Raw genomic sequence first — 21,403 nt, forward strand, 5'->3', positions numbered from 1 at the left:
TGATCCCCGACCCCGCCGTTGACCTGCGTCTATCGGCGGGGTCCGTGCATATGTCCGGGCTACCGCGTCGCGCGCGGTGCGTGGAACCTTCCTGGCGGTGCGGCTAGATTCGCCGCGCCGTAACGGAAGGAGCGCGTCCGCCGTGGTCGCTTACCGGAGTCATCGAAAACCCTCCCAGCGTGGGCGAAGTTGGCCGAGCCGCATCGCCGTGCTGACAGCGGTGGCGGGTGCCGCAGCCGCCCTGTCCCCGGCCGCGCCCGCGGGCGCCAGGCCGGCCGACCCGGGGGCGCAGGCGGACCGGGCCGCGGTCGGCTCCCGGATCGACAGGCTCTACGCGCAGGCCGAGGCCGCCACCGAGAAGTACAACGCGGCCGACGAGCGCGCCCGCGAGCTGCAACGGCAGGTCGAGTACGCACAGGAGAGCGCCGCCAGGAAGCAGCAGCGGGTCAACCGCCTCCGCTCCGCGCTCGCTTCGCTCGCCGGCGCGCAGTACCGCTCCGGCGGCATCGACCCGTCGGTCGCCCTGATGCTCACCGAGGACCCCGACGGGTATCTGGACAAGGCCGCGACCCTCGACCGCATCGGCAGCCGCCAGCAGGACGACCTGCAGCGGTTCAAGAGCTCCCAGCGGTCCCTGAAGCAGGAGCGCACCGAGGCGGGGGCGAAGCTCACCATGCTGGAGCGGGAGCGCGCGGACCGTGCGCGCCACAAGAAGGCCGTGCTGAAGAAGCTCAAGGCGGCCCGCGAGCTGCTGCGCGAACTCTCCCCCGCGGAGCGGGCGGAGCGCGAGCGCGCCTCCCGCTCGGACGGGCGCGGCGGGTCGTTCGAACCCGGCAGCGGTGCGCAGGCCTCCTCCCAGCGCGCCGCGTCCGCCCTCGCCGCCGCACGCTCGGCGGTCGGCAGGCCGTACGTGTGGGGCGCCGCCGGGCCCGCCTCCTTCGACTGCTCGGGTCTCACCCAGTGGGCGTACGGCAAGGCAGGTGTGTCCATTCCGCGTACGTCGCAGGCGCAGCGCTCGGCCGGCCGGCAGGTGCCGATGAGCCAGGCACGCCCCGGCGATCTGGTGGTCTACCGCGACGACGCCAGCCACGTCGGCATGTACGCCGGCGACGGCCAGGTGGTGCACGCACCGCACCCGGGTGCGCCCGTGCGCTACGACCCGGTGAACATGATGCCGGTCTCCTCCGTGACCCGGCCGTGAGCCCGCTCAGAGGCATCGCCGTACGATCGTGCGCGTGGCTGGACCTGGGAAGTGTCGTGACGCGAGAAGCGCCGGACGCCGACGTGCGCTGAGTGCGGCTCTGGCAGGCGTCGTGCTGGCCGTGGCGTGCGGCTGTGGCTCGGGCGCCGAGCCCAGTCGTGAGAGCAGTGAACGTGCCGCGGTGCAGCGCGTGCTTGACCGGCAGGCTGCGGCGGTGCGCGGCGGGGAAGAGGGCGCCTACCTGGCGACCGTCGATCCGCGTGAGGAGAGCTACCGCAGCGCGCAGCGGCGCGTGTTTGAGAACCTGCGCAGGCTGCCCCTGACGCAGTGGACGTATCAGGTGGGGAACGTACAGCGGACCGGTGAGGCCGGGGAGGACGGCGACGAGGGCGGCAAGGACGGAAGCCGGAGTCGCATCGAGGCCGACGTGCGCCTGCGCTACAAGCTGCGCGGCGACGACCAGACCCCGGTCTCCGCCACCGAACGCCTGGCCTTCACCGAACGTGGCGGCAAGTGGTACGTGAGCGCCGAACTGCCGGACAGCGACCGGCAGCTGTGGGAGCAGGGCGAGGTCACCGTGGTGCGCGGAAAGCAGAGCCTGGTCCTGGGAGCGGACCGCAGCCGCGAGGCACTCCGCGCCCTCGCCGGCAAGGCGGACAGGGCCGTTGCCGAGGTCGACCGCGAGTGGCCGCGCGGCTGGCCGCGCAGGGTCGTCGTCGAAGCGCCCTCGTCGCTGCGGAACATGGCGCAGCTCCTGGACGCACCGGCTTCCTCCTACGAGGGCATCGCCGCCGTCACCACCGGCGAGGCCGGGGAGTACACCGACGCGCCCGCGGACCGGATCGTGGTCAACCCCGAGGCGTACGGCGAGCTGAGCGGCGAGGGACAGCAGGTCGTCGTCACCCACGAGACGGTGCACGTCGCCAGCCGGACCCACACGGGCCGCGCCACGCCGCTGTGGCTGTCGGAAGGGCTCGCCGACTGGATCGGCTACGGCGCCAGGGGCCGTGGCCCCAAAGAGGCCGCGGCGGAACTCGTACGCGCCGCGGAGGACGGGAAGCTGCCCCACGAACTCCCCGCCGACCGCGACTTCCGCTTCGGCAGCGACCCCGAGGCGCTGGGCCGGGCATATGAGAGCGGCTGGCTGGCGTGCCGCCTGATCGCGGACGAGTGGGGCGAGAAGAAGCTGATGGCCCTCTATCTGCGCGTCGGCTCCTCGCAGAAGAGACAGGACGCGGCCGTCGACGAGGCCATGCAGGCGGAGTTGGGGCTGAGCCTGGAGGAGTTCACGGAGCGGTGGCGTTCGTACGTGGAGAAGGAGCTGGGGTGACGTCCCGGCCGTGGGGACCGTCGGGACTCTCCGTATCGCCTGAGCCGTCCTCGTCCTCCGGAAGAGCCTCGTGCGGCGCGGGCTTCGTCGAGCGCCACAGCCGCCGGCACGCCAGCAGCGACGCGGCGACGAGGAGGCCGTTGCGGACGGCCAGGAGCAGCACGCCCAGCCAGTCGCTGGCGACGACATGGGCGAAGCCCAGCGGGAATTCCAGCAGCGTCACCGCCGTGGCCGCCAGCACCAGCACCGAGGGCAGCGTCTGACGGCTCGTGCGCAGCGTCAGACAGACGGCGGCGAGACCCACCAGCCAGATCATGTACTGCGGGCTGATGACGCGGCTGGTGGTGGTGAAGAGCAGGACCGCTGTGAACGCGGCGTCCGCGGGAGTCGCCTCCGTCCACTTGACGGCACGCAGCCGCCACAGCACCAGCCACGCGAAGCCGGCGAACGTCAGCAGGAGCGCGGCGTCGCTCACGAGATTCACATACGGGCCGACGAACTCCATCGAGCCGTAGTTGAGCAGCACCTGTCCTTCCCAGCCGAACTGCCGTGCCACATGGAAGACCATGGCGCCCAGCGACTCCACCTCGGTGCCCCTGCTCTGCTGGAACCCCAGAAAGGCGAACGTGCCCGGCATCGTCGCGGCGAACAGGCCCATGACGACGACACCCGTGATCAGGGCGGCGGTCCACGCGGCGCGCGTCGCACGGCCTCGCGGCGTCCCCAGCAGGAGCAGCCCAGGCCAGATCTTCAGCATGGCGCCGAAGGCCACGAGCGCTCCGGCCGCACGCGGATGGCGCGCCCCGGCGAGGAGCGCCCCGATGGCGACGGCCGTGACCATGAGGTCGTAGCGCGCGTACGCGGTGGGGCCCAGCACGGCCACCCCCGCCACCCAGCCCCAGACGCCCGCGCGGCGCCGCCCGGAGCCCCCTGGGCGTCCGGCGCCCCCGGTGCGCCCGTGGCGCCCGGACGCATGGAGCAGCAGACCGAATGCGACGGCGTCGGCGGCGCAGGCCAGCAGGTAGAAGGCCGCCGCGTAGTCGAGGAAGGACAGCAGGGCGGGGGAGAGGATCGCCAGGGCGGCCGCCGGCGGGTACTGCCAGGTGACGTCGTTCTCCGGGAACACACCGGACTTCAGTACCTCGAACCAGCCGCGGTAGATGACGTTGACGTCGTTGGTGAAATCCGGACCGGGCAGGGTGACCACCTTGAACACGCACAGCAGCAGAACGGTGCGCGTGAGCGCCCAGACCGCGACGGGCCCGGCGAGCGCGATGAAGGCGGGCCGGCGCCCCCGTCGTCTGTGGCTGCCGCGGCCGCCCGCCCGACTGCCGCCGCTGGTCTTCGGCGCTTCCGTCCCGGCCCCCCGTGGTGCCGGAGCCGCCGTGCTGTCCGTCATACCCACCTTGCCGTCACCTGCCGTGCCGTGGCCTCGCCACGGAGCCCCGTTCACCGTGTTCCCCGTGCGCCGTCTCCCCGCGCGTCCGCCTGCCCGTCCGACCGTGCGTCTGCCCGTTCGAGTGGCCGCTGCGCCTCATCATGCCCGGCGGTCCGTACGCCGCAGGTGACAGGCCGGAGGCGGAGGCCGCCGGTCACCCGGACGGTACTGTCGGCGTCGATGAACAAGACCCTGATCGTCACCAACGACTTCCCGCCGCGGCCCGGCGGTATCCAGGCGTTCCTGCACAGCATGGCGCTGCGCCTTGATCCTTCCCGCGTCGTCGTCTACGCCTCCACCTTCAAGCGGAGCCGTGCGGGGTACGAGGAGACCGCACGGTTCGACGACGAGCAGCCCTTCACCGTCGTACGCGACCGCAGCACGATGCTGCTGCCCACGCCGAGGGTCACCCGGCGCGCCGTGGAGCTGCTGCGTGAACACGGCTGCGGTTCGGTCTGGTTCGGCGCCGCCGCCCCGCTCGGGCTGATGGCGCCGGCGCTCCGGCGGGCGGGTGCCCGCCGGCTGGTGGCGACGACGCACGGGCACGAAGCCGCGTGGGCCCAACTGCCCGTCTCCCGGCAGCTGTTGCGCCGCATCGGCGAGGGCACCGACGTCCTGACCTACCTCGGCGAGTACACGCGGTCGAGGATCGCCCGCGCCCTCACCCCCGAGGCGGCGTCCCGGATGGTGCAGCTGCCGCCCGGCGTCGACGAGAAGACCTTCCATCCCGGTTCCGGGGGCGACTCGGTGCGCGAAAGGCTGGGTCTGAGCGGGCGGCCGGTGGTCGTGTGCGTATCCCGGCTGGTGCCGCGCAAGGGGCAGGACACTTTGATCCGGGCGATGCCGCGGATCATCGCCGAAGTACCCGGCACCGTACTGCTGGTGGTGGGCGGCGGCCCGTACCTCGGTGACCTGGAGAAGCTGGCGGCGGCAACGGGGGTGGAGCACTCCGTACGCTTCACCGGAGCCGTCCCCTGGGAGGAGCTGCCCGCGCACTTCGGCGCCGGTGACGTGTTCGCCATGCCGTGCCGCACCCGCCGGGGCGGACTGGACGTGGAGGGCCTCGGCATCGTCTATCTGGAGGCCTCCGCGACCGGACTGCCCGTCGTCGCGGGCGACTCCGGCGGCGCACCGGACGCCGTGCTGCAGGGGGAGACGGGCTGGGTCGTACGCGGCGGCGCCCCCGAAGAGGCAGCCGACCGCGTGATCACGCTGCTGAAGGATCCCGCTCTGCGCGCCCGCATGGGGGAAAGGGGCCGGGAGTGGGTCGTGGAGCGGTGGCGCTGGGACATGCTCGCTGAGCAGCTGAAGGCTCTGCTCTAGGCCCTGTCCGGCAGGGGACGGCAGGGCCCGCGGCGCGTGACGGGCAGGCCCCGCCGGGCCGTGCTCGCATCCGGCGCGCACTCAGACGTACAGGGCCTCGATCTCGTCCGCGAAGTCCTTGGCGACCACCCCGCGCTTGAGTTTCAGGGACGGCGTGATGTGCCCCGACTCCTCGCTGAACTGGACGTCCAGCACACGGAACTTGCGTACGGACTCCGCCCGCGAGACCAGGGCGTTGCCCCCGTCCACGGCCACCTGGAGCTCCGCGAGCAGCTGTTCGTCGCTCAGCAGCTCCTCGTGCGAGAGCTCCGTCTTGCCGTGCTTCTCGGCCCACCGCGGCAGGAAATCCTCGTCGACGGTGAGGAGTGCGCCGGCGAAGGGACGGCCGTCGCCCACGACCATGCACTCGGCGACCAGTGCGTGCCCGCGGATGCCGTCCTCGATGACCGAGGGCGCGATGTTCTTGCCGGCCGCGGTCACCAGGATCTCCTTCTTGCGCCCGGTGATGGCCAGAAAGCCGTCCGCGTCGAGGGTGCCCAGGTCGCCGGTGTGGAACCAGCCGTCGGCGAGCGCCTCCTGCGTGGCCTGCTCGTTGTTCCAGTAGCCGGTGAAGAGGTGTTCGCCGTGCAGCAGCACCTCGCCGTCGTCCGCTATGCGCACGACGGAGCCGGGCAGCGGCTGTCCGACGCTGCCGATCTTCTGCCGGTCGTACGGATTGAAAGCCGTCGCAGCACAGGACTCGGTGAGGCCGTAGCCCTCCAGCACGGTGAAGCCGATGCCCCGGTAGAAATGCCCGAGCCGCTCGCCCAGGGGCGCGCCGCCGGAGATCGCGTGTGTGGCGAGCCCGCCCAGCACGGCGCGCAGCTTGCTGTACACGAGCACGTCGAACAGCTTGTGCCGCAGCTTCAGTCCGAGCGACGGACCCGAAGGGTCGTCGAGCGCGCGGCTGTAGGCCGTCGCGGTCTCGGCGGCCTTGTCGAAGATCTTGCCCTTGCCGCCCGCCTGGGCCTGCGCCCGGGCGGAGTTGAAGACCTTCTCGAAGACGCGGGGCACGCCGAGGATCATCGTCGGCCGGAAGGCGGCGAGTTCGTCCGTCAGGGACTTCACGTCCGAGACATGACCCAGCTTGATCGGCGCCATCACCGCCGCGACCTGCACCAGCCGACCGAATACATGGGCGATGGGGAGGAAGAGCAGCACCGAGGACTCGCCCGTACGGAACATCGGGCGCAGCCGCTCGACGACGTTGCCGCACTCGGCGAAGAAGCTGCGGTGGGTGAGCACGCAGCCCTTGGGGCGGCCGGTCGTGCCGGAGGTGTAGACGATGGTGGCCGGGGAGTCGGCGTGCGCACTGGAGGAGCGGACGTCGACCGTCGCGTCGTCCACGCCGGCACCGGCGGCCGTGAGCTGCTCGACCGCCCCCGTGCCGGCCGCGGCCGCCTGCGGTTCGATCTGCCAGACGTGGGCGAGAGCGGGCAGCCGGTCCCGTACGGACTCGACGGCCCGGGTGTGGTCCTCCGACTCGACGACGCAGGCGACCGAGCCCGAGTCGCCGAGGATCCAGGCGATCTGCTCCGGCGAACTCGTCTCGTACACGGGGACGGTGACGGCGCCGGCGCTCCAGACCGCGAAGTCGAGCAGCGTCCACTCGTAGCGCGTACGGGACATCAGGGCCACGCGGTCGCCGGGCTGGACACCGGCGGCGATCAAACCCTTTGCGGCAGCCTGCACTTCGGCCAGAAAGGCGGCGGCGCCGACGTCGGCCCACTCTCCGCCCTGCTTGCGTGCGACGACGGCGACATCGGGATGCTGAGCCGCGTTGCGGCGGATGAGATCCGTCAGATTGCCGTCGGCCGGCACCTCGTAGAGCGCCGGAAGGCTGAACTCGCGCAAGACTCTTGCTCCTCGTCGCGGCCGGAGGACGGCGACCGTGGGGGGCGGCCTCCGATGGCTCGGATCCGGGCCGGGGGAAGGCTCCGGATGTCTGACGGCCCGGACGTTACCCACGAGTAGAGTGAGCGGGGTAGGGGGTTGTACTCAGATGTCTGATGCGTCACACGACTCGGGGGTGCCGCGGGGGCGTCGCCCGAAAGCGTAATCCACGCACGCGGTGAGGGGGAAGTAACCGCAGGTGGGGAGGGGCCGGAGCGGGGGTGCCATGCGGGCGGTCCTGCGCTCTAGGGTGTGGCCATGCGAGTCCACGTGGTCAGCGATGTGCACGGAAACAGCCGCGACCTCGCGACGGCCGGCGAGGGCGCCGACGCGCTCGTCTGCCTGGGAGATCTCATTCTCTTCCTCGACTACGCCGACCACTCCCGGGGCATCTTCCCCGACCTTTTCGGCGTCGAAAGCGCGGACCACATAGTGGAGTTGCGCACCGCCCGCCGCTTCGCTGAGGCCCGCGAGTTCTCCCGCAGTCTCTGGGCGGGAGTCGACAGGGCGGCGGCGACGGAGCGGGCCGTACGCAAGCAGTACGCCGAGTTGTTCGCGGCCTTCCCGGCGCCTACGTACGCCACCTACGGCAATGTCGACATGCCGCCCCTGTGGCCCGAGTACGCACGGGAGGGCACCACCGTCCTGGACGGCGAGACGGCGGACATCGGCGGGCTGCGGTTCGGCTTCGTGGGCGGCGGGCTGCGGACGCCCATGCGCACCCCGTACGAGATCGACGACGAGACGTATGCGGCGAAGGTCGAGGCGCTCGGCGAGGTCGACGTGCTGTGCTCGCACATCCCGCCCGAGGTACCGGAGTTGTGCTACGACGTCGTCGCGCGCCGCTTCGAGCGCGGCAGTGAGGCGCTGCTGCGGGCGGTCCGTTCCGTTCGGCCGCGCTTCCACCTCTTCGGACACGTGCACCAGCCGCTGGTGCAGCGGATGCGCATCGGTCCCACCGAGTGCGTGAACGTGGGCCACTTCAACGCGACGGGCACGCCCTGGGTGCTGGAGTGGTGACCGGAGCGGTGAGACGCGTCGTGGCGCCCCGCGGCCGCTCCCGGGCGGACGAGGCCGGTACGTCCCGTGGCGGACACGCGCGGTAGCCTGCCAGCGGGAATCGGGGGCCGCGCGCAGCATATGGAGGAGCCACGGCGATGGCGGAACACACGAGCTCGAACATCACCATCGATGCGGCCCCGGCCGCCGTGATGGGAGTGATCTCCGACTTCGCCCGCTACCCGGAGTGGACGGGTGAGGTGAAGGAGGCCGAGGTCCTCTCCGAGGACGCGCACGGGCGCGCCGAGCAGGTGAGGCTGCTGCTGGACGCGGGCGCCATCAAGGACGAACACACCCTGGCCTACGAGTGGATCGGCGAGAACGAGGTCCGCTGGTCGCTGGTGAAGTCCCAGATGCTGCGCGAACTGGACGGCGTCTACCGGCTGGTGCCGGTGGCCGGGGGCGAACGCACCGAGGTCACCTACCAGTTGACCGTCGACGTCAAGCTCCCGATGCTCGGGATGATCAAACGCAAGGCCGAGAAGGTCATCATCGACCGTGCGTTGTCCGGCCTGAAGAAGCGGGTCGAGTCGGGCGGTGGCGCCGGTACGGGCGCGGACGCCGCCAAAGGCTGACGCGGGGGTGCACGGGCACGGGGAGGACGGCCGCCGCGTACCGGGGCCGCGTGACGCACCGGAGGACCGGGGCGTACCGGCGGACGGTGAAGGGCCGGAGGACCGGGGCGTACCGGCGGACGGCGAACCGGGACGGAGCGCGCCGGAGAACGGCGCCGGGCCGCAGGGCCGTGGTGCGCGCGAGTCCGGTGCCGGCTACGGCGGAACGGCGACGCGGACGGTGCTGGTCACGGGTGCGGGAGGCTCCGGACGTACGACCGTGGCCGCCGCAAGCGCCGTCGCCGCCGCCCGCAGAGGCCGGCGGACCCTGCTGCTGAGCGGGGAGGCGCCGGGGACGCTGGAGGCCATGCTCTGCATGGCGGACGGAGCCCTCGACGCCACCGGGGCGCCCGGCTCCATGGGCACCGCCGGTGGGCCCGGCCCGGCCGTTCCCGGGACCGACGGGCTGCTGCACGCCGCCCGTACCGACTCGGGGGCGCACTTCCGGGAAGCCGCGGTCGCTCTGCAGGAGCGGGGCCGCAAGGTGCTGGACCTGCTGGGCTCGGAGCCGCTGGACGGGGACGAGCTGACCGAACTGCCCGGCGCGGACGCATTCGCGCTGCTCAGCGCCGTGCGGGCCGCCCACGCCGCGGGGGAGTGGGACACCCTCGTCGTCGATCTGCCGCCCACGCCCGTCGCGCTGCGCACCCTGGCGCTGCCCGCGCAGCTGCGCCGCTACCTGCGCAGGCTGCTGCCGGCCGAGCGTCAGGCAGCGCGGGCCCTGCGGCCCGCGCTCGCACAGCTCGTGGGCGTACCGATGCCCACGGACGCGCTGTACGCCACCGCTGACCGCTGGGACGTCGAACTCGCCGATGTGCAGGGCCTGATGGCCTCGCCCGGCACGACCGTGCGGCTCGTCGCCGAACCCGGCCCGCTCGCCGCGGAGGCGCTGCGCCTCGGCCGCGCCGGGCTGGGGCTGTACGGACTGCCGTTGGAGGCGGTCGTCGCCAACAGGGTGGTCCCGTCGGGCAGTCCGGACGCCTGGACGGCCTCGCTGTCCGGGCAGCAGCAGACGGTGCTCAAGGCGTGGCGCGAGGAGTGCGCCTCGGAGGGTGTGCCCGTCCGCGAGCTGCCGCATCTGGGACGTGAACCGCGCGGCGCCGGCGATCTGCTGCGCCTCGCCCCGGAGACGGCAGGCACGGACGGGGGGACCGACGGCACGACCGGACCCAGCGGACCGACCGGCAGTACCGGCCCGGCCGGTGCCGTCGAGGACCGGCTGGCACAGGACGGCCTGCTGGTGTGGCGGTTCGCGCTGCCGGCGGTGCGCAAGGAGGAGCTGGATCTCGTACGCCGCGGGGACGAGCTGATCCTCGGCGCCGGACCGTACCGGCGGGTGTTCCCTCTGCCGTCCGCGCTGCGCCGGTGCAGGGTCGTGGGTGCCTCGCTGGACGGCGGCGAGCTGCGGGTGCGCTGCGCCCCCGACCCCGCGCTGTGGCCGCACGGTACGGACCGCTGACGCGGCTGCCGCCCGGGGTGTCGGTGCCCTCCGTGGCCCGGTCCGGGGTCCCGTACCGTCTCCGCCGCCCGGCCGTTCGGGTAACGTCGGATACGAGTCGACTTCCCTCCTCTCCGCCGTAGGAGCGCCGCCATGAGCGATGCCGCCGAGTCAGAAGCGCCGGAAGCGCCGGACGCCGACGCCTGGGCCACCGCCTGCGAGGAAGACCTCGCCGCCGAGAAGGCCCGCCGGCGCGCGCAGCACGGACAGCAGTACGGCAGCGCCGCCGAGGAGCTGAGGCGTCTCGCGGACGCCGTGTCCGAGAAGGTCGCCGAGCTGGGCAGGCCCCTGGGCGGCACGATGGCCACATCCGCCGCCCAGGGCATGGCACAGCAGCTGATCGCGCAGGCCAGGGCGGCCATCGAGCCGGTCGTCGAGCGGAACCCGCAGGTCTTCGACCACCTCGCAGCCGCCGGCGGGGAACTGCTCGCCGCCTACCGCGCGGCCGTACAGGAAGCGGAGGGCCGGTGGACGGCAGGCTCCCCTGACACCACCGGCACCCCCGGCACGGGTTCGGGCGGTGCTGCAGGGCCGCGCGGGAGCGTCACCTCCGGGCCGTCCCGTCCGTCCGGGATCGAGCGGATCGACCTGGACAAGGACCCGGGAGAGGGCGGAGAAGCCGGTGGGGCCGGAGCGACGGGCGAGGCCGGGCAGACCGACGCCGACGGCCCCGACGGACCGGGCCCGGCGAACGAGGGTCCCGACAAGCCCTGACGGGTCGTCCTCACGGGATGTCCTGACCGGATGCCCTGACTCCCAAGCCCCCTGCCCCCGCGCGGGATCGGGCGGTGCGGCCCCTCCGGTACGGTGTTGCGCAGCGGGGCAGGACCGGAAAAACCGAGGGACACATGGGACTCACTATCGGCGTCGACATCGGCGGCACCAAGATCGCGGCCGGCGTGGTCGATGAGCGCGGGACGATCCTGGAAACCAGCACCGTTCCAACCCCGCCCACGGCGGACGGCGTGATCGACGCCATCGGCGACGCGGTGCGGGACGCCAGCGCCGAGTACGAGGTGGACGCCGTCGGCATCGGTGCGCCCGGCTATGTGGACGACAAGCGGGCGACCGTACTGTTCACGCCGAATCTGACGTGGCGGCACGAGGCGCTCAAGGACAAGGTCGAGCAGCGGATCGACCTGCCGGTCGTGATCGAGAACGACGCCAACGCCGCAGCCTGGGGCGAGTACAAGTTCGGCGTCGGCACCGGCCACGAGGACGTCGTCTGCATCACCATCGGCACGGGCCTCGGCGGCGGAGTGATCATCGGCGGCAGGCTGCACCGCGGACGCTTCGGCGTCGCGGCCGAGTTCGGGCACATCCGGATGGTGCCGGACGGCCTGCTCTGCGGCTGCGGCAACCAGGGCTGCTGGGAGCAGTACGCGTCGGGCAGCGCGCTCGTGCGGTACGCACGGCAGCGCGCCACGGCCACACCGGAGAACGCCGCGATCCTGCTCGGGCTCGGCGACGGCACCCCGGAGGGCGTCGAGGGCAAGCACATCAGTGAGGCCGCCCGCCGCGGCTGCCCCGTCGCGGTGGACTCCTTCCGGGAGCTGGCGCGCTGGGCGGGAGCCGGCCTGGCCGACCTGGCCTCGCTCTTCGACCCGGGAGCGTTCATCGTCGGCGGCGGCGTCTCGGACGAGGGCGATCTGGTGCTCGACCCGATCCGTAAGTCCTACCGGCGCTGGCTCGTCGGCAGCCGCTGGCGTCCGCACGCCGAGGTGCTCGCGGCCCAACTGGGCGGCAAGGCGGGCATGGTGGGCGTCGCCGACCTCGCGCGGCAGGGCTGAGCGCCGGGACGGAGCCCGTCGACGGGTGAAGCCGAACGACCGAGGAATGTGAGAGCCGCGCCGATGACGCTGGCGGATCTGCCCGCGGGACGTACCGAGCCTGACGGTTCGGCCGTCGTCCGCCTGCTCAGCTACAACATCCGTTCCATGCGGGACGACCGGAAGGCGCTCGCCCGGGTCATCCGGGCGTGCGCCCCCGACGTGATGTGCGTGCAGGAGGCCCCGCGCTTCTTCCGCTGGCGCAAGCACGCCGCGTGGCTCGCACGCGAGTGCGGGATGGTCTACGTGACGGGCGGGGCACCCGCCACCGGGCCGATGATCCTGGCGACGCTGCGGGCCACGGTCCTGCGCACCGAGGACGTGCTGCTGCCTCACACGCCCGGCCTGCACAGGCGGGGCTTCGCCACAGCGGTGCTGCAGTTCGGACCCGCCGCGAGGCTCGGGGTGCTCAGCTGCCATCTGAGCCTGCAGAAGGACGAGCGGCATGCACAGGGGCGCAAGCTCCTCGACCGCCTCGCGGCACTGGGCACGCCGCACACGGTGGCGGCGGGGGACCTCAACGAACGCCCCCGGGGCCGTACCTTCCGCTCGCTCGCCGCCGCACTGCAGGACGGATGGGCCGTGGCGCCGTGGGGCGGCGAGTACACCTCGACGCCGCTGCACCCGCACCAGCGCATCGATGCCGTGCTGGCGTCCGGGGGTGTGGAGGTGCTCGGCTGCGGCGTACCGGACGGCCTGGCCGGCGTCTCGCCCGCGGATCTGCGCACCGCCACGGACCATCTGCCGGTACTGGCCGCGCTGCGTGTGCCGCCGGTGCCCGGGGTCTGACCGGACGGGCACGGCCCCGCACCGGAGAGGGGCGGCTCACACCACGGCGCCGCGCCCCGGGTCGTCCCAGTCGTCCTCGTCCCGGCCGTCCCGCATCCGGGCCACCAGCGTGGCGAAACCGCCCAGGAAGCCGCCGATGCCGAGCGTGGTGATCCACCACGTCAGGTCCTGCTGCAGAAGGACCGTGAAGACCAGCAGCAGCGGGCCGCCCAGCACGGCGATCCAGGCGAACTTCCCCGTCGTGTCGGCCTGCGGCAGCGGCGGCGGCTCCGGCGGGACGAAGTGGCCCTCCTCGTCCTCCTCGCCCGGGCCGCCCAAGTCGTCGTCGGCCGCCGGGAGGCTCCAGTCGCGGGGGCCCGAACCGGCCGAGTAGACCGTGAAGCTGCGCACCGAAGTGCCGCCCTCGTCGCCCTCGCTCTCACTGTCGGGACGAGGACCGGGGGTGGGACGCGCGGCCGTGCCGGTGCGGGCGTCACCGCCGGGCTCCGGCGCCGGTGCCATGTCATCGGCCTTGGGGTGGTCCCCGTACGAGGCGACGATCTGCTCCCAGGCGGCCGCCTCGTCGAGGGGCACGGGTGTCCCCCCGTCGTCGCTCTCGGCCCGGCCGGGCCTCTCGTGCCCGAGGCCGTCCTGGCCGGGTTCCTCGTGGCCGGGTTCCTCGCGGCCCGGTTCCTCGCGGCCCGGTTCCTCGTGGCCGCGCTCCTCGCGGCCACGTGCCGGGTGCTCCGGGTCGTCCTCGCCGTGGCCGTGGTCCTCCGCGCCGGGGTTACGCTCCATCGCGTGCCGTCTCCGTCTTCTGAGCTGCGAGCCGGGTGATGAATCCGTAGGAGTCCGCGAAGATGCGCTCCGCGTCGTTGTCCAGTGTGGCCACGTGATAGCTGTCCTCGAGCACGGTCTCCGTCACGTCGTCCGAGGAGACCTTGCTGAGCACGAGCGCCGAGTCCGTCGGCGGCACCACGTGGTCCGTCCTGCTGTGCATGACCAGCAGCGGCTGTGTCACCTGCGGCAGTTCGCCGAGCACACGGCGGAAGAAGTCCCGGGCCGAGTAGGCGGCATGGGTCGGCACCCGCTCGTAACCCACCTCCCTGGCACCGGGCTTGGCGATGTCACTGGTGATGCCCTTCGCCGAGCGAAGGACGAAGCGTCCCAGCGGCAGCGCGTACCCCTGCAGTCGCGGGAACGTCACCGCGGGATTGACCACCGCGACGCCGCTCACCGCGTCCCCGTGCCGTGCCGCCAGCCGGAGGGCGAGGGCGCCGCCCATGGACAGACCGCAGACGAAGACCTGTTCGCAGCGGCCGAGCAGCATGCGCAGCTCACGGTCGACGGTCGCGTACCAGTCCTGCCAGCCCGTCACGGCCAGATCCTCCCAGCGCGTGCCGTGCCCCGGCAGCAGCGGAAGCGAGACCGTCAGCCCTTTCGCGGCCAGATGGTCGGCCCAGGGGCGTACGGACTGGGGGGAGCCGGTGAACCCGTGGCACACCAGGACGCCCGTCTCCGATCCGTCATGGCGCATGGGCTCGGCCCCGGGAAGGATGGACACGTCGGCCTCCAGCCGGTCGTCGTCGAGTCGGTCGGCGCTGTGAAGGTGGTGCCAGTGCGCGGCGCCCGCTCGCGAGCGGGCCGGTGCCAGCCTACGCGTGGGGGATGGACGCCGGGTAGTTCAGCACTGCCCGACGCAGGAGCGCTGCTTCCGTGAGGGCGAGATAGGCTCGCCGTACCGGAATCAGGAGGTCCTCGGCTTGTTCTACGGAGCGATGAAACTGTCGGTAGGCAACGGGCTCAAGCTTGCCTTCCGGCCCTGGGTGGAAGGGCTTGAGCACGTGCCCGTGGAGGGCCCGGCCATTCTCGCCAGCAACCATCTGTCCTTCTCGGACTCCTTTTTCCTCCCCGCTGTGCTCGACCGCAAAGTCACATTCATCGCCAAGGCCGAGTACTTCACGTCGCCGGGTGTGAAGGGGAAGCTCACCGCGGCCTTCTTCAAGGGCGTCGGGCAGCTGCCCGTGGACCGCTCCGGCGTGCGCGGCGCCGGGGAGGCGGCGATCCGCAGCGGGCTCGAAGTGCTCGCCGCCGGCGAGCTGTTCGGCATCTACCCCGAGGGCACGCGTTCGCCGGACGGCCGCCTCTACCGCGGTAAGCCGGGCGGACTGGCGCGGGTCGCGCTCCGCTCGGGAGCCCCGGTCGTGCCCGTGGCGATGGTCGACACCGAGAAGATCCAGCCACCCGGGCAGGTCGTGCCGAAGCTGATGCGTCCGGGCATCAGGATCGGCAGGCCGATGGATTTCAGCCGTTATCAGGGCATGGAGAACGACCGCTTCATCCAACGGGCCCTCACGGACGAGGTCATGTACGAGATCATGAGACTGTCCGGCCAGGAGTACGTCGACATGTACGCCACCGCCGCCAAGCGCCAACTCGCCGAGGAGGCCAAGCGGAAGGCCGACGCGGAGAAGGCCGCGAAGGAAGCCGGCCGGGAGGCGGAGAAGCAGGCGGACCAGGACGCGGGGAGGGGCGCCTCCGGCCGGCCGCGCCACCCCGGGGGACGGCCGGCGGGACCGGCGGCCAGACTCGCGGCGGTCCGGCGCAGGATGAGCGAGCGCGACAGGGCGGCCTGACGCCACGAGGTGGCCTGACGCGACAGGGCGGCCTGAACAGACGCAGCACACGAACAGGGGGGCGGGCCGGCACAGATGGTCCTGAGAACATCCGTGGAACGGCCGCTGTGGCGGGCACTGCTCGGCTACCGGCTGCTGGCGCTCGGCTATGCGCTCTCGGTCTTCGCCTGGTCGTACGGGCGTCTCGCCCATCCGCTTCCGGGCGCGCTCTATCTCGCCGTGCTGACGGTGTGGACGTTGGCCACCATCCCCAGGGTCCTCTCCGCACGGCGCTGCACGAACGGTTTCCTCGCCGTGGACATCACCCTGGCCGTCGCGGGCATCCTCGGTTCCGTCCACGTCGACGCACACGGCAGCATCGGACCGACCCTCCCGTCCATCTGGGTCGCCGGGCCCGTGCTGGCCTTCGCGATCAAGGGGGGCTGGCGCTGGGGTGCCGTCGCCGCCGCGGTGGTCGGGCTCGCCAACATCCTCGAACAGGGCACCGTCACGCGGCCCACCCTGCACAACGTGCTGCTGGTGTGCGTTGCCAGCATCGGCATCGGCTACGTCATCGAGGTGGCCAGGGCGAGTGAGCGGACCCTCGCCCACGCCCTCCAGATCGAGGCGGCGACCCGTGAACGGGAGCGGCTGGCCCGGGACATCCACGACAGCGTGCTCCAGGTACTGGCCATGGTGCAGCGCCGGGGGACCGCGATCGGCGGCGAGGCCGCGGAGCTGGGCAGGATGGCCGGGGAGCAGGAGGTGGCGCTGCGCAGCCTCGTATCGCGTGAGACGGTCCCGGCTCAGTCCGTCCGGGCGGCGGACGGGGGAGGCCGCGCGGGCGGATCCGTGCACGGAGCCGCGGAGCCCGCCGGTACGTCCGAGTGCGACCTGCGCGCGCTGCTCTCGCCGTACGCGGGTGCCCGCGTCACGTTCGTCGAGCCGGGCGCGCCCGTACTGCTGCCCGCCGCCGCCGCTCAGGAGGTTTCGGCCGCCGTCAGTGCCGCCCTGGACAATGTGCGGCAGCACGCGGGCGGACCGGACGGCGCGCAGGCCCGGGCGTGGATCCTGCTGGAGGACGAGCCGGACACCGTGCTCGTCACCGTGCGCGACGACGGCCCCGGGATCCGGGAAGGAAGGCTCGCGGACGCGGAGGCCGAAGGCAGGATGGGAGTCGCGCTCTCGATACGGGGGCGGCTGCGGGACCTGGGCGGCGGCGCCGAGCTGGTCTCGGTTCCCGGTCAGGGCACCGAGGTGGAGCTGCGGGTGCCGAAGCGGTCGGGGAGCCGCGTGAAGTGACGGAGGAGAGACGGCGGGGGCGATGACGGACACGAACGGCGACGCGGCGAACTCCGCGACGGACGGCCGGGCGGACGGCTCGAAGGACGGCATGAGGGACGGCGTCACGGACGCCGCGAAGGACCAGGCGGCGGACGCCGCGAAGGACGAGGCGGACGCCGCGGGCGGCGCGGAGGGCCCGCAGCCCCCGGTGAAGGTGATGGTCGTCGACGATCACCCGATGTGGCGGGACGCGGTGGCCCGCGACCTGGGCGAGGCCGGCTTCGAGGTGGTCGCCACGGCGGGCGACGGCCCCCAGGCCGTGCGCCGCGCACGTGCCGCCGCCCCCGACGTGCTGGTACTGGATCTGAACCTGCCCGGCATCCCCGGGGTGGAGGTGTGCCGCCGGCTGGTCGGCCCCGGTTCGGGGCTGCGCGTGCTGGTGCTCTCCGCGAGCGGTGAGCACGCCGACGTCCTGGAGGCGGTGAAGTCCGGGGCCACGGGCTATCTCGTGAAGTCGGCGAGCATGGAGGAGCTGCAGGAGGCCGTGCGCCGGACCGCCGTGGGCGACCCGGTCTTCACGCCCGGCCTGGCCGGCCTCGTCCTCGGTGAGTACCGCAGGCTCGCATCGGACCCCGCGCCCGCCGCGGGCTCCGGCGAGCCCGCGGCGCCGCGGCTCACCGAGCGGGAGACCGAGGTGCTGCGGCTCGTCGCGAAGGGCCTGGGGTACCGGCAGATCGCCGAACGCCTCGTCATCTCGCACCGCACCGTGCAGAACCACGTGCAGAACACTCTGGGCAAGCTCCAGCTCCATAACCGGGTCGAACTGGTGCGGTACGCGATCCAGCGCGGCCTCGACGAGGAGTGATTCCGCTTCCGGGCCGGCCCGCGTCCCGTAACTGATCGGAAAACGTCCCACCAGCCGGCCCCTCGTGATGTGGATCACCGCTAGCGTGGCCGCAGTTGCGTACAGGCCGTGCGGCGCAGCGCGCGTGCGGCGATGTGAGAAGGGAGATCCCATGCGGGTCGGAGTGCTGACGGGCGGCGGCGACTGCCCCGGGCTCAACGCGGTGATGAGGGCCGTCGTCCGTAAGGGCGTCCAGCGGTACCACTACGACTTCGTGGGGTTCCGCGACGGCTGGCGGGGCCCGCTGGAGGGCGACACCGTTCAGCTCGACATCCCCGCTGTGCGCGGCACGCTGCCCCGCGGCGGCACGATCCTGGGCTCGTCGCGCACGAACCCGTTCAAGGAGGAGAACGGCGTACGCCGCATCCAGGACAACCTGGTCAAGCTCGACGTCGACGCCCTCATCGCGATCGGCGGCGAGGACACCCTCGGCGTCGCCGCCCGCCTGACCGACGAGTTCGGCGTGAAGTGCGTCGGCGTCCCCAAGACGATCGACAACGACCTGTCCGCCACGGACTACACCTTCGGCTTCGACACGGCCGTCGGCGTCGCCACCGACGCCATCGACCGGCTCCACACGACCGCCGAGTCCCACATGCGCGTGCTCGTCGTGGAGGTCATGGGGCGGCACGCGGGCTGGATCGCCCTGCACTCCGGCCTGGCCGGCGGCGCCAACTGCATCCTCATCCCCGAGCGGCGCTTCGACGTCGACGAGGTCTGCCGCCATGTCGAGTCCCGCTTCAAGGCGAGCTACGCCCCCATCGTCGTCATCGCGGAGGGCGCGATGCCGAAGGACGGCGAGATGGTGCTCAAGGACGACTCGCACGACTCCTTCGGCCATGTCCGGCTCTCGGGCGTCGGCGAGTGGCTGTCGAAGGAGATCGAGAGGCGCACCGGCAAGGAGGCCCGTACGACCGTGCTGGGGCACATCCAGCGGGGCGGCACCCCCACGCCCTTCGACCGCTGGCTGGCCACCCGCTTCGGGCTGCACGCGATCGACGCCGTACGGGACCAGGACTGGGGGAAGATGGTCTCGCTGCAGGGTACGAAGATCGTGCGGGTCCCCATCGCGGAGGCCACTGCCACGCTGAAGACGGTCGACCCCGAGCTGTACGAGGAGGCCGAGGTCTTCTTCGGCTGAGCTGCGACGGCCGAGCGAGGCCGCCCGCCATGGCGAAGTGCCCGCCGTGGCGCAGACGCGGCCACGGAGAAGCCCGGACTTCCGGACTTCCGGAGCCCCGAGCCCCCCGCGGGGCCCGGGGCTCCCGCTCGTCAGCGCCGAGGACCGGTCGTGCCGGTGGTACGGGTCGTATCTGCCGTACGGGTCGTACCTGCCCGATCGGGCGTACCGGCCGTACCGGCCGCCGTCACCGCCGCGAGCAGGTCCGCCACGATCCCCGGCCCGTCCAGCGTCAGCACCGACTCCGGGTGGAACTGCACGCTCGCGAACGCCGCGCCGCGCAACGCGTGCACCTCACCGGTACGGGCGTCCCGGCTGACCTCGACCCGCTCCGGCCCCGGCGCCCGGTCCCACTCCCGCGCCTGCCGGGGCCCGCAGCGCACGGCGTAGGAGTTGTAGAAGCCGACGGTCTCCTGCCGTCCGAAGACTGAGACGGTCTCCTGCGCGCCCTGATACGGCTGTGCCTTCCGTACGATCTCCAACCCCAGTTCCACGGCGATCAGTTCGTGCCCGAGGCAGATCCCGAGCAGCCCGTGCCGGCGGTCCCGCAGCAGCTCCGCCGCGAGGGACCGCAGAACGCGGATCTTCGGATCGGCCCCGTCACGCGGATCGCCGGGGCCCGGGCCCAGCACGACCGGGCCGTCGTGCGCGAGCGCCGTCTCACGCAGCCCGGGCTCGTCGAAGCGGCGCACCTCCACCTCGGCGCCTGTGGCCCGCAGCAGGTGGGCGAGCATCGAGGTGAAGGTGTCCTCACCGTCGACCACCAGCAGCTTCCCGGACGGCGGGACGGGGCCGGACGCGCGCTCCCGTTCGCCCTCGCCGCCCGTCTGCAGCCGCAGCCAGAACGGCGCCAGGTCCGCACGCCGGGCGGAGAGGGCGGCCCGTACGCGGGGATCGTCCGACAGCCCGGGCCGCCGGCCCGCCCGCGTACTGCCCGCGGGGGATTCGCGCACGCCCAGCGCCGTCAGCACGCCTGCCGCCTTCGCGTGGGTCTCGGCCACCTCGCTCGCCGCGTCCGAGGCCCTGACCAGCGTGGCACCCACCGGGAGGCGGAGCCGGCCGCTCCGGGCGTCGATGTCCACGGTCCTGATGAGGATCGGCGAGTCGAGGGTCTGGGCACCGCCCGCGTCCCGGCCGGTCAGTGCCAGGGCACCCGCGTAGTAGCCCCGCCCGCCGTGCTCGTGGCGCTCGATGACGCGGCAGGCGTTCTCCACGGGCGAGCCGGTGACCGTGGCGGCGAACATCGTCTCCCGCAGCACCTCCCGCACGTCCAGCGTGCTGCGTCCGCGCAGCTCGTACTCGGTGTGGGTGAGATGCGCCATCTCCTTCAGCCGCGGCCCGACCACCACACCGCCCCTGTCGCCGACGGTGCACATCATCTTCAGCTCTTCGTCGACGACCATCGACAGCTCCTCGCTCTCCTTGCGGTCGGCGAGGAAGTCCAGCAGACCCTCGGCGGTGGGCCCGCCCGGAGGGTGGCGGTAGGTGCCGCTGATGGGGTTCATCACGACGGTGCCGCCCGCCATTCGCACATGCACCTCGGGGCTCGCCCCCGCCAGGACCCGGTCGCCGGTGTGCACGGCGAACGTCCAGTACGCGCCCCGCTCACCGGCCAGCAGCCTCCGGAACAGCGCGAGCGCGTCCGCCCGGCGGAAGCCCGGAATGCCGCCCTCGAAGGTGCGCCGCACCACGAAGTTGGCGCCCTCGCCCGTCCCGATCTCGTCCTCGACGACGCGGCGCACGGTACGGGCGTACTCCTCGTCGGAGACGTCGAAGGCGCCGTCCTCCACCCGCACCCGGTGCGCGGGCAGTGCCGCCTCGACGTCCTCAAGCGGCAGCTCGTGCACCTCCCGCGGCACGAGTACGGCCAGCGGCGTCCCGTCGTCGCGTACACCGAAGCCGCGCTCGCGGATCTGCCGGAACGGCACGAGGGCGAGGGCGCCGAGTCCGCCGTCCGGGATGTCCGCGAGCCGGGCGGCCTCGTGGACCGGCCCGGTCAGGACCTCGACGGTGTCGTGCGGGCGGCCGGGCGTCCTTCTGCGCAGCAGCGCGAAGGGCGGGGCGTCGTCGCGCAGCAGCCGCCCTACGAGCTCGGCCGCGGACGGTGAGGGTGAAGGTGAATGGGCGCGGGTCCGGCTGTGGCTGTGGCTGTGGCTGTGCGGATGGTGCTCGGCCATCGGACGTTCCTTCCTGGGATTCCCGGGATGCGTGGGTCACGCGGGTCACGCGGGTTCGCGCGGGAGGAACAGCCGTGCACACACCGAAGGCCGCCCCTCGGGCGGCCTTCGCGTCTGTCGCTTCTCGTGGTGCGCGCGCAGTCAGTGGGCCGCCGGGTGAGCGGTCCACCACCAGTCGCTCAGGAGCATCGCTGCCGAAGGCAGCGGGAGCACCAGCGGGAGGGTCTGCGCGGACATGGCGGCGAGACTAC

At 72.7% G+C, this 21,403-nt stretch carries 18 protein-coding genes and 1 pseudogene; 13 read left to right on the forward strand and 6 right to left on the reverse strand.

What is annotated here, in order from left to right; all coding sequences use genetic code 11:
- The first annotated feature begins 208 nt into the window (after positions 1-208).
- Together AN215_RS19330 and AN215_RS19335 are read left to right on the forward strand one after the other, a co-directional pair.
- A complete protein-coding gene (locus AN215_RS19330) occupies positions 209-1,201 on the forward strand; it encodes a C40 family peptidase (RefSeq protein ID WP_070011964.1) in 993 nt (330 codons plus the stop codon).
- Between the two features lie 190 nt (positions 1,202-1,391).
- On the forward strand, positions 1,392-2,531 hold the full coding sequence (locus tag AN215_RS19335) for a hypothetical protein (protein WP_245694552.1): 1,140 nt from the start codon (positions 1,392-1,394) through the stop codon (positions 2,529-2,531).
- Here the strand turns inward: AN215_RS19335 and AN215_RS19340 are convergent.
- Positions 2,488-3,930: a glycosyltransferase family 87 protein gene (locus AN215_RS19340; RefSeq protein ID WP_070011965.1), complete on the reverse strand. Its 1,443-nt coding sequence runs from the start codon at positions 3,928-3,930 to the stop codon at positions 2,488-2,490. The genes AN215_RS19335 and AN215_RS19340 overlap by 44 nt on opposite strands.
- A gap of 219 nt (positions 3,931-4,149) precedes the next feature.
- Here AN215_RS19340 and AN215_RS19345 point away from each other — a divergent pair, with 219 nt between their 5' ends.
- Complete coding sequence (locus AN215_RS19345) at positions 4,150-5,292, forward strand: glycosyltransferase family 4 protein (protein ID WP_070011966.1); 1,143 nt, start codon at positions 4,150-4,152, stop codon at positions 5,290-5,292.
- Between the two features lie 81 nt (positions 5,293-5,373).
- On the opposite strand, the gene AN215_RS19350 is transcribed toward AN215_RS19345, so the two are convergent.
- Positions 5,374-7,185 carry an AMP-dependent synthetase/ligase gene (locus tag AN215_RS19350; RefSeq protein ID WP_070011967.1) on the reverse strand — a complete coding sequence of 604 codons (1,812 nt, stop codon included), beginning with the start codon at positions 7,183-7,185 and terminating at the stop codon, positions 5,374-5,376.
- A gap of 297 nt (positions 7,186-7,482) precedes the next feature.
- Here AN215_RS19350 and AN215_RS19355 point away from each other — a divergent pair, with 297 nt between their 5' ends.
- From AN215_RS19355 to AN215_RS19380, 6 genes and pseudogenes are all read left to right on the forward strand, one after another.
- Positions 7,483-8,244 carry a metallophosphoesterase family protein gene (locus AN215_RS19355; protein ID WP_070011968.1) on the forward strand — a complete coding sequence of 254 codons (762 nt, stop codon included), beginning with the start codon at positions 7,483-7,485 and terminating at the stop codon, positions 8,242-8,244.
- A 137-nt stretch (positions 8,245-8,381) separates the two neighbouring features.
- Entirely contained in the window at positions 8,382-8,858 is a 477-nt protein-coding gene (locus AN215_RS19360) for an SRPBCC family protein (protein ID WP_070011969.1), read from the forward strand.
- A gap of 220 nt (positions 8,859-9,078) precedes the next feature.
- Entirely contained in the window at positions 9,079-10,356 is a 1,278-nt protein-coding gene (locus tag AN215_RS19365; RefSeq protein ID WP_070012115.1) for an ArsA family ATPase, read from the forward strand.
- Positions 10,357-10,488: 132 nt separating this feature from the next.
- Positions 10,489-10,989: pseudogene (locus tag AN215_RS29900) on the forward strand (DUF5304 domain-containing protein); the annotation flags it as partial.
- A gap of 254 nt (positions 10,990-11,243) precedes the next feature.
- The gene (locus AN215_RS19375; protein ID WP_070011971.1) at positions 11,244-12,185 is read left to right on the forward strand and encodes an ROK family glucokinase; all 942 of its coding nucleotides are present in this window, start codon (positions 11,244-11,246) and stop codon (positions 12,183-12,185) included.
- A gap of 63 nt (positions 12,186-12,248) precedes the next feature.
- Entirely contained in the window at positions 12,249-13,013 is a 765-nt protein-coding gene (locus AN215_RS19380; protein ID WP_070011972.1) for an endonuclease/exonuclease/phosphatase family protein, read from the forward strand.
- A gap of 36 nt (positions 13,014-13,049) precedes the next feature.
- Here AN215_RS19380 and AN215_RS19385 read toward each other — a convergent pair whose 3' ends face one another.
- Positions 13,050-13,790, reverse strand: coding sequence for a hypothetical protein (locus AN215_RS19385; RefSeq protein ID WP_420856192.1), 741 nt, complete (start codon positions 13,788-13,790; stop codon positions 13,050-13,052).
- Positions 13,780-14,556 (reverse strand): alpha/beta hydrolase, encoded by a 777-nt coding sequence (locus AN215_RS19390; protein ID WP_070011973.1) that lies wholly within the window; start codon positions 14,554-14,556, stop codon positions 13,780-13,782. Before AN215_RS19390 ends, AN215_RS19385 begins: the two co-directional genes overlap by 11 nt.
- 214 nt (positions 14,557-14,770) lie before the next feature.
- Between AN215_RS19390 and AN215_RS19395 the strand changes: the two genes are divergently transcribed.
- From AN215_RS19395 to AN215_RS19410, 4 genes are all read left to right on the forward strand, one after another.
- On the forward strand, positions 14,771-15,628 hold the full coding sequence (locus AN215_RS19395; RefSeq protein ID WP_079123272.1) for a lysophospholipid acyltransferase family protein: 858 nt from the start codon (positions 14,771-14,773) through the stop codon (positions 15,626-15,628).
- 75 nt (positions 15,629-15,703) lie between these two features.
- Entirely contained in the window at positions 15,704-16,909 is a 1,206-nt protein-coding gene (gene macS / locus AN215_RS19400; RefSeq protein ID WP_070011974.1) for a MacS family sensor histidine kinase, read from the forward strand.
- Positions 16,910-17,108: 199 nt separating this feature from the next.
- Complete coding sequence (locus AN215_RS19405; protein ID WP_070012117.1) at positions 17,109-17,756, forward strand: response regulator; 648 nt, start codon at positions 17,109-17,111, stop codon at positions 17,754-17,756.
- A 151-nt stretch (positions 17,757-17,907) separates the two neighbouring features.
- On the forward strand, positions 17,908-18,936 hold the full coding sequence (locus AN215_RS19410; protein ID WP_070011975.1) for a 6-phosphofructokinase: 1,029 nt from the start codon (positions 17,908-17,910) through the stop codon (positions 18,934-18,936).
- A gap of 131 nt (positions 18,937-19,067) precedes the next feature.
- Here the strand turns inward: AN215_RS19410 and AN215_RS19415 are convergent, their stop codons facing one another.
- The gene (locus AN215_RS19415) at positions 19,068-21,152 is read right to left on the reverse strand and encodes an anthranilate synthase family protein (protein ID WP_079123197.1); all 2,085 of its coding nucleotides are present in this window, start codon (positions 21,150-21,152) and stop codon (positions 19,068-19,070) included.
- 141 nt (positions 21,153-21,293) lie between these two features.
- Positions 21,294-21,389 (reverse strand): trp operon leader peptide, encoded by a 96-nt coding sequence (locus AN215_RS29335; protein WP_107374399.1) that lies wholly within the window; start codon positions 21,387-21,389, stop codon positions 21,294-21,296.
- Between the last annotated feature and the right edge of the window lie 14 nt (positions 21,390-21,403).

Source organism: Streptomyces abyssalis (genome assembly GCF_001751365.1).
GTDB classification, from domain to species: domain Bacteria; phylum Actinomycetota; class Actinomycetes; order Streptomycetales; family Streptomycetaceae; genus Streptomyces; species Streptomyces abyssalis.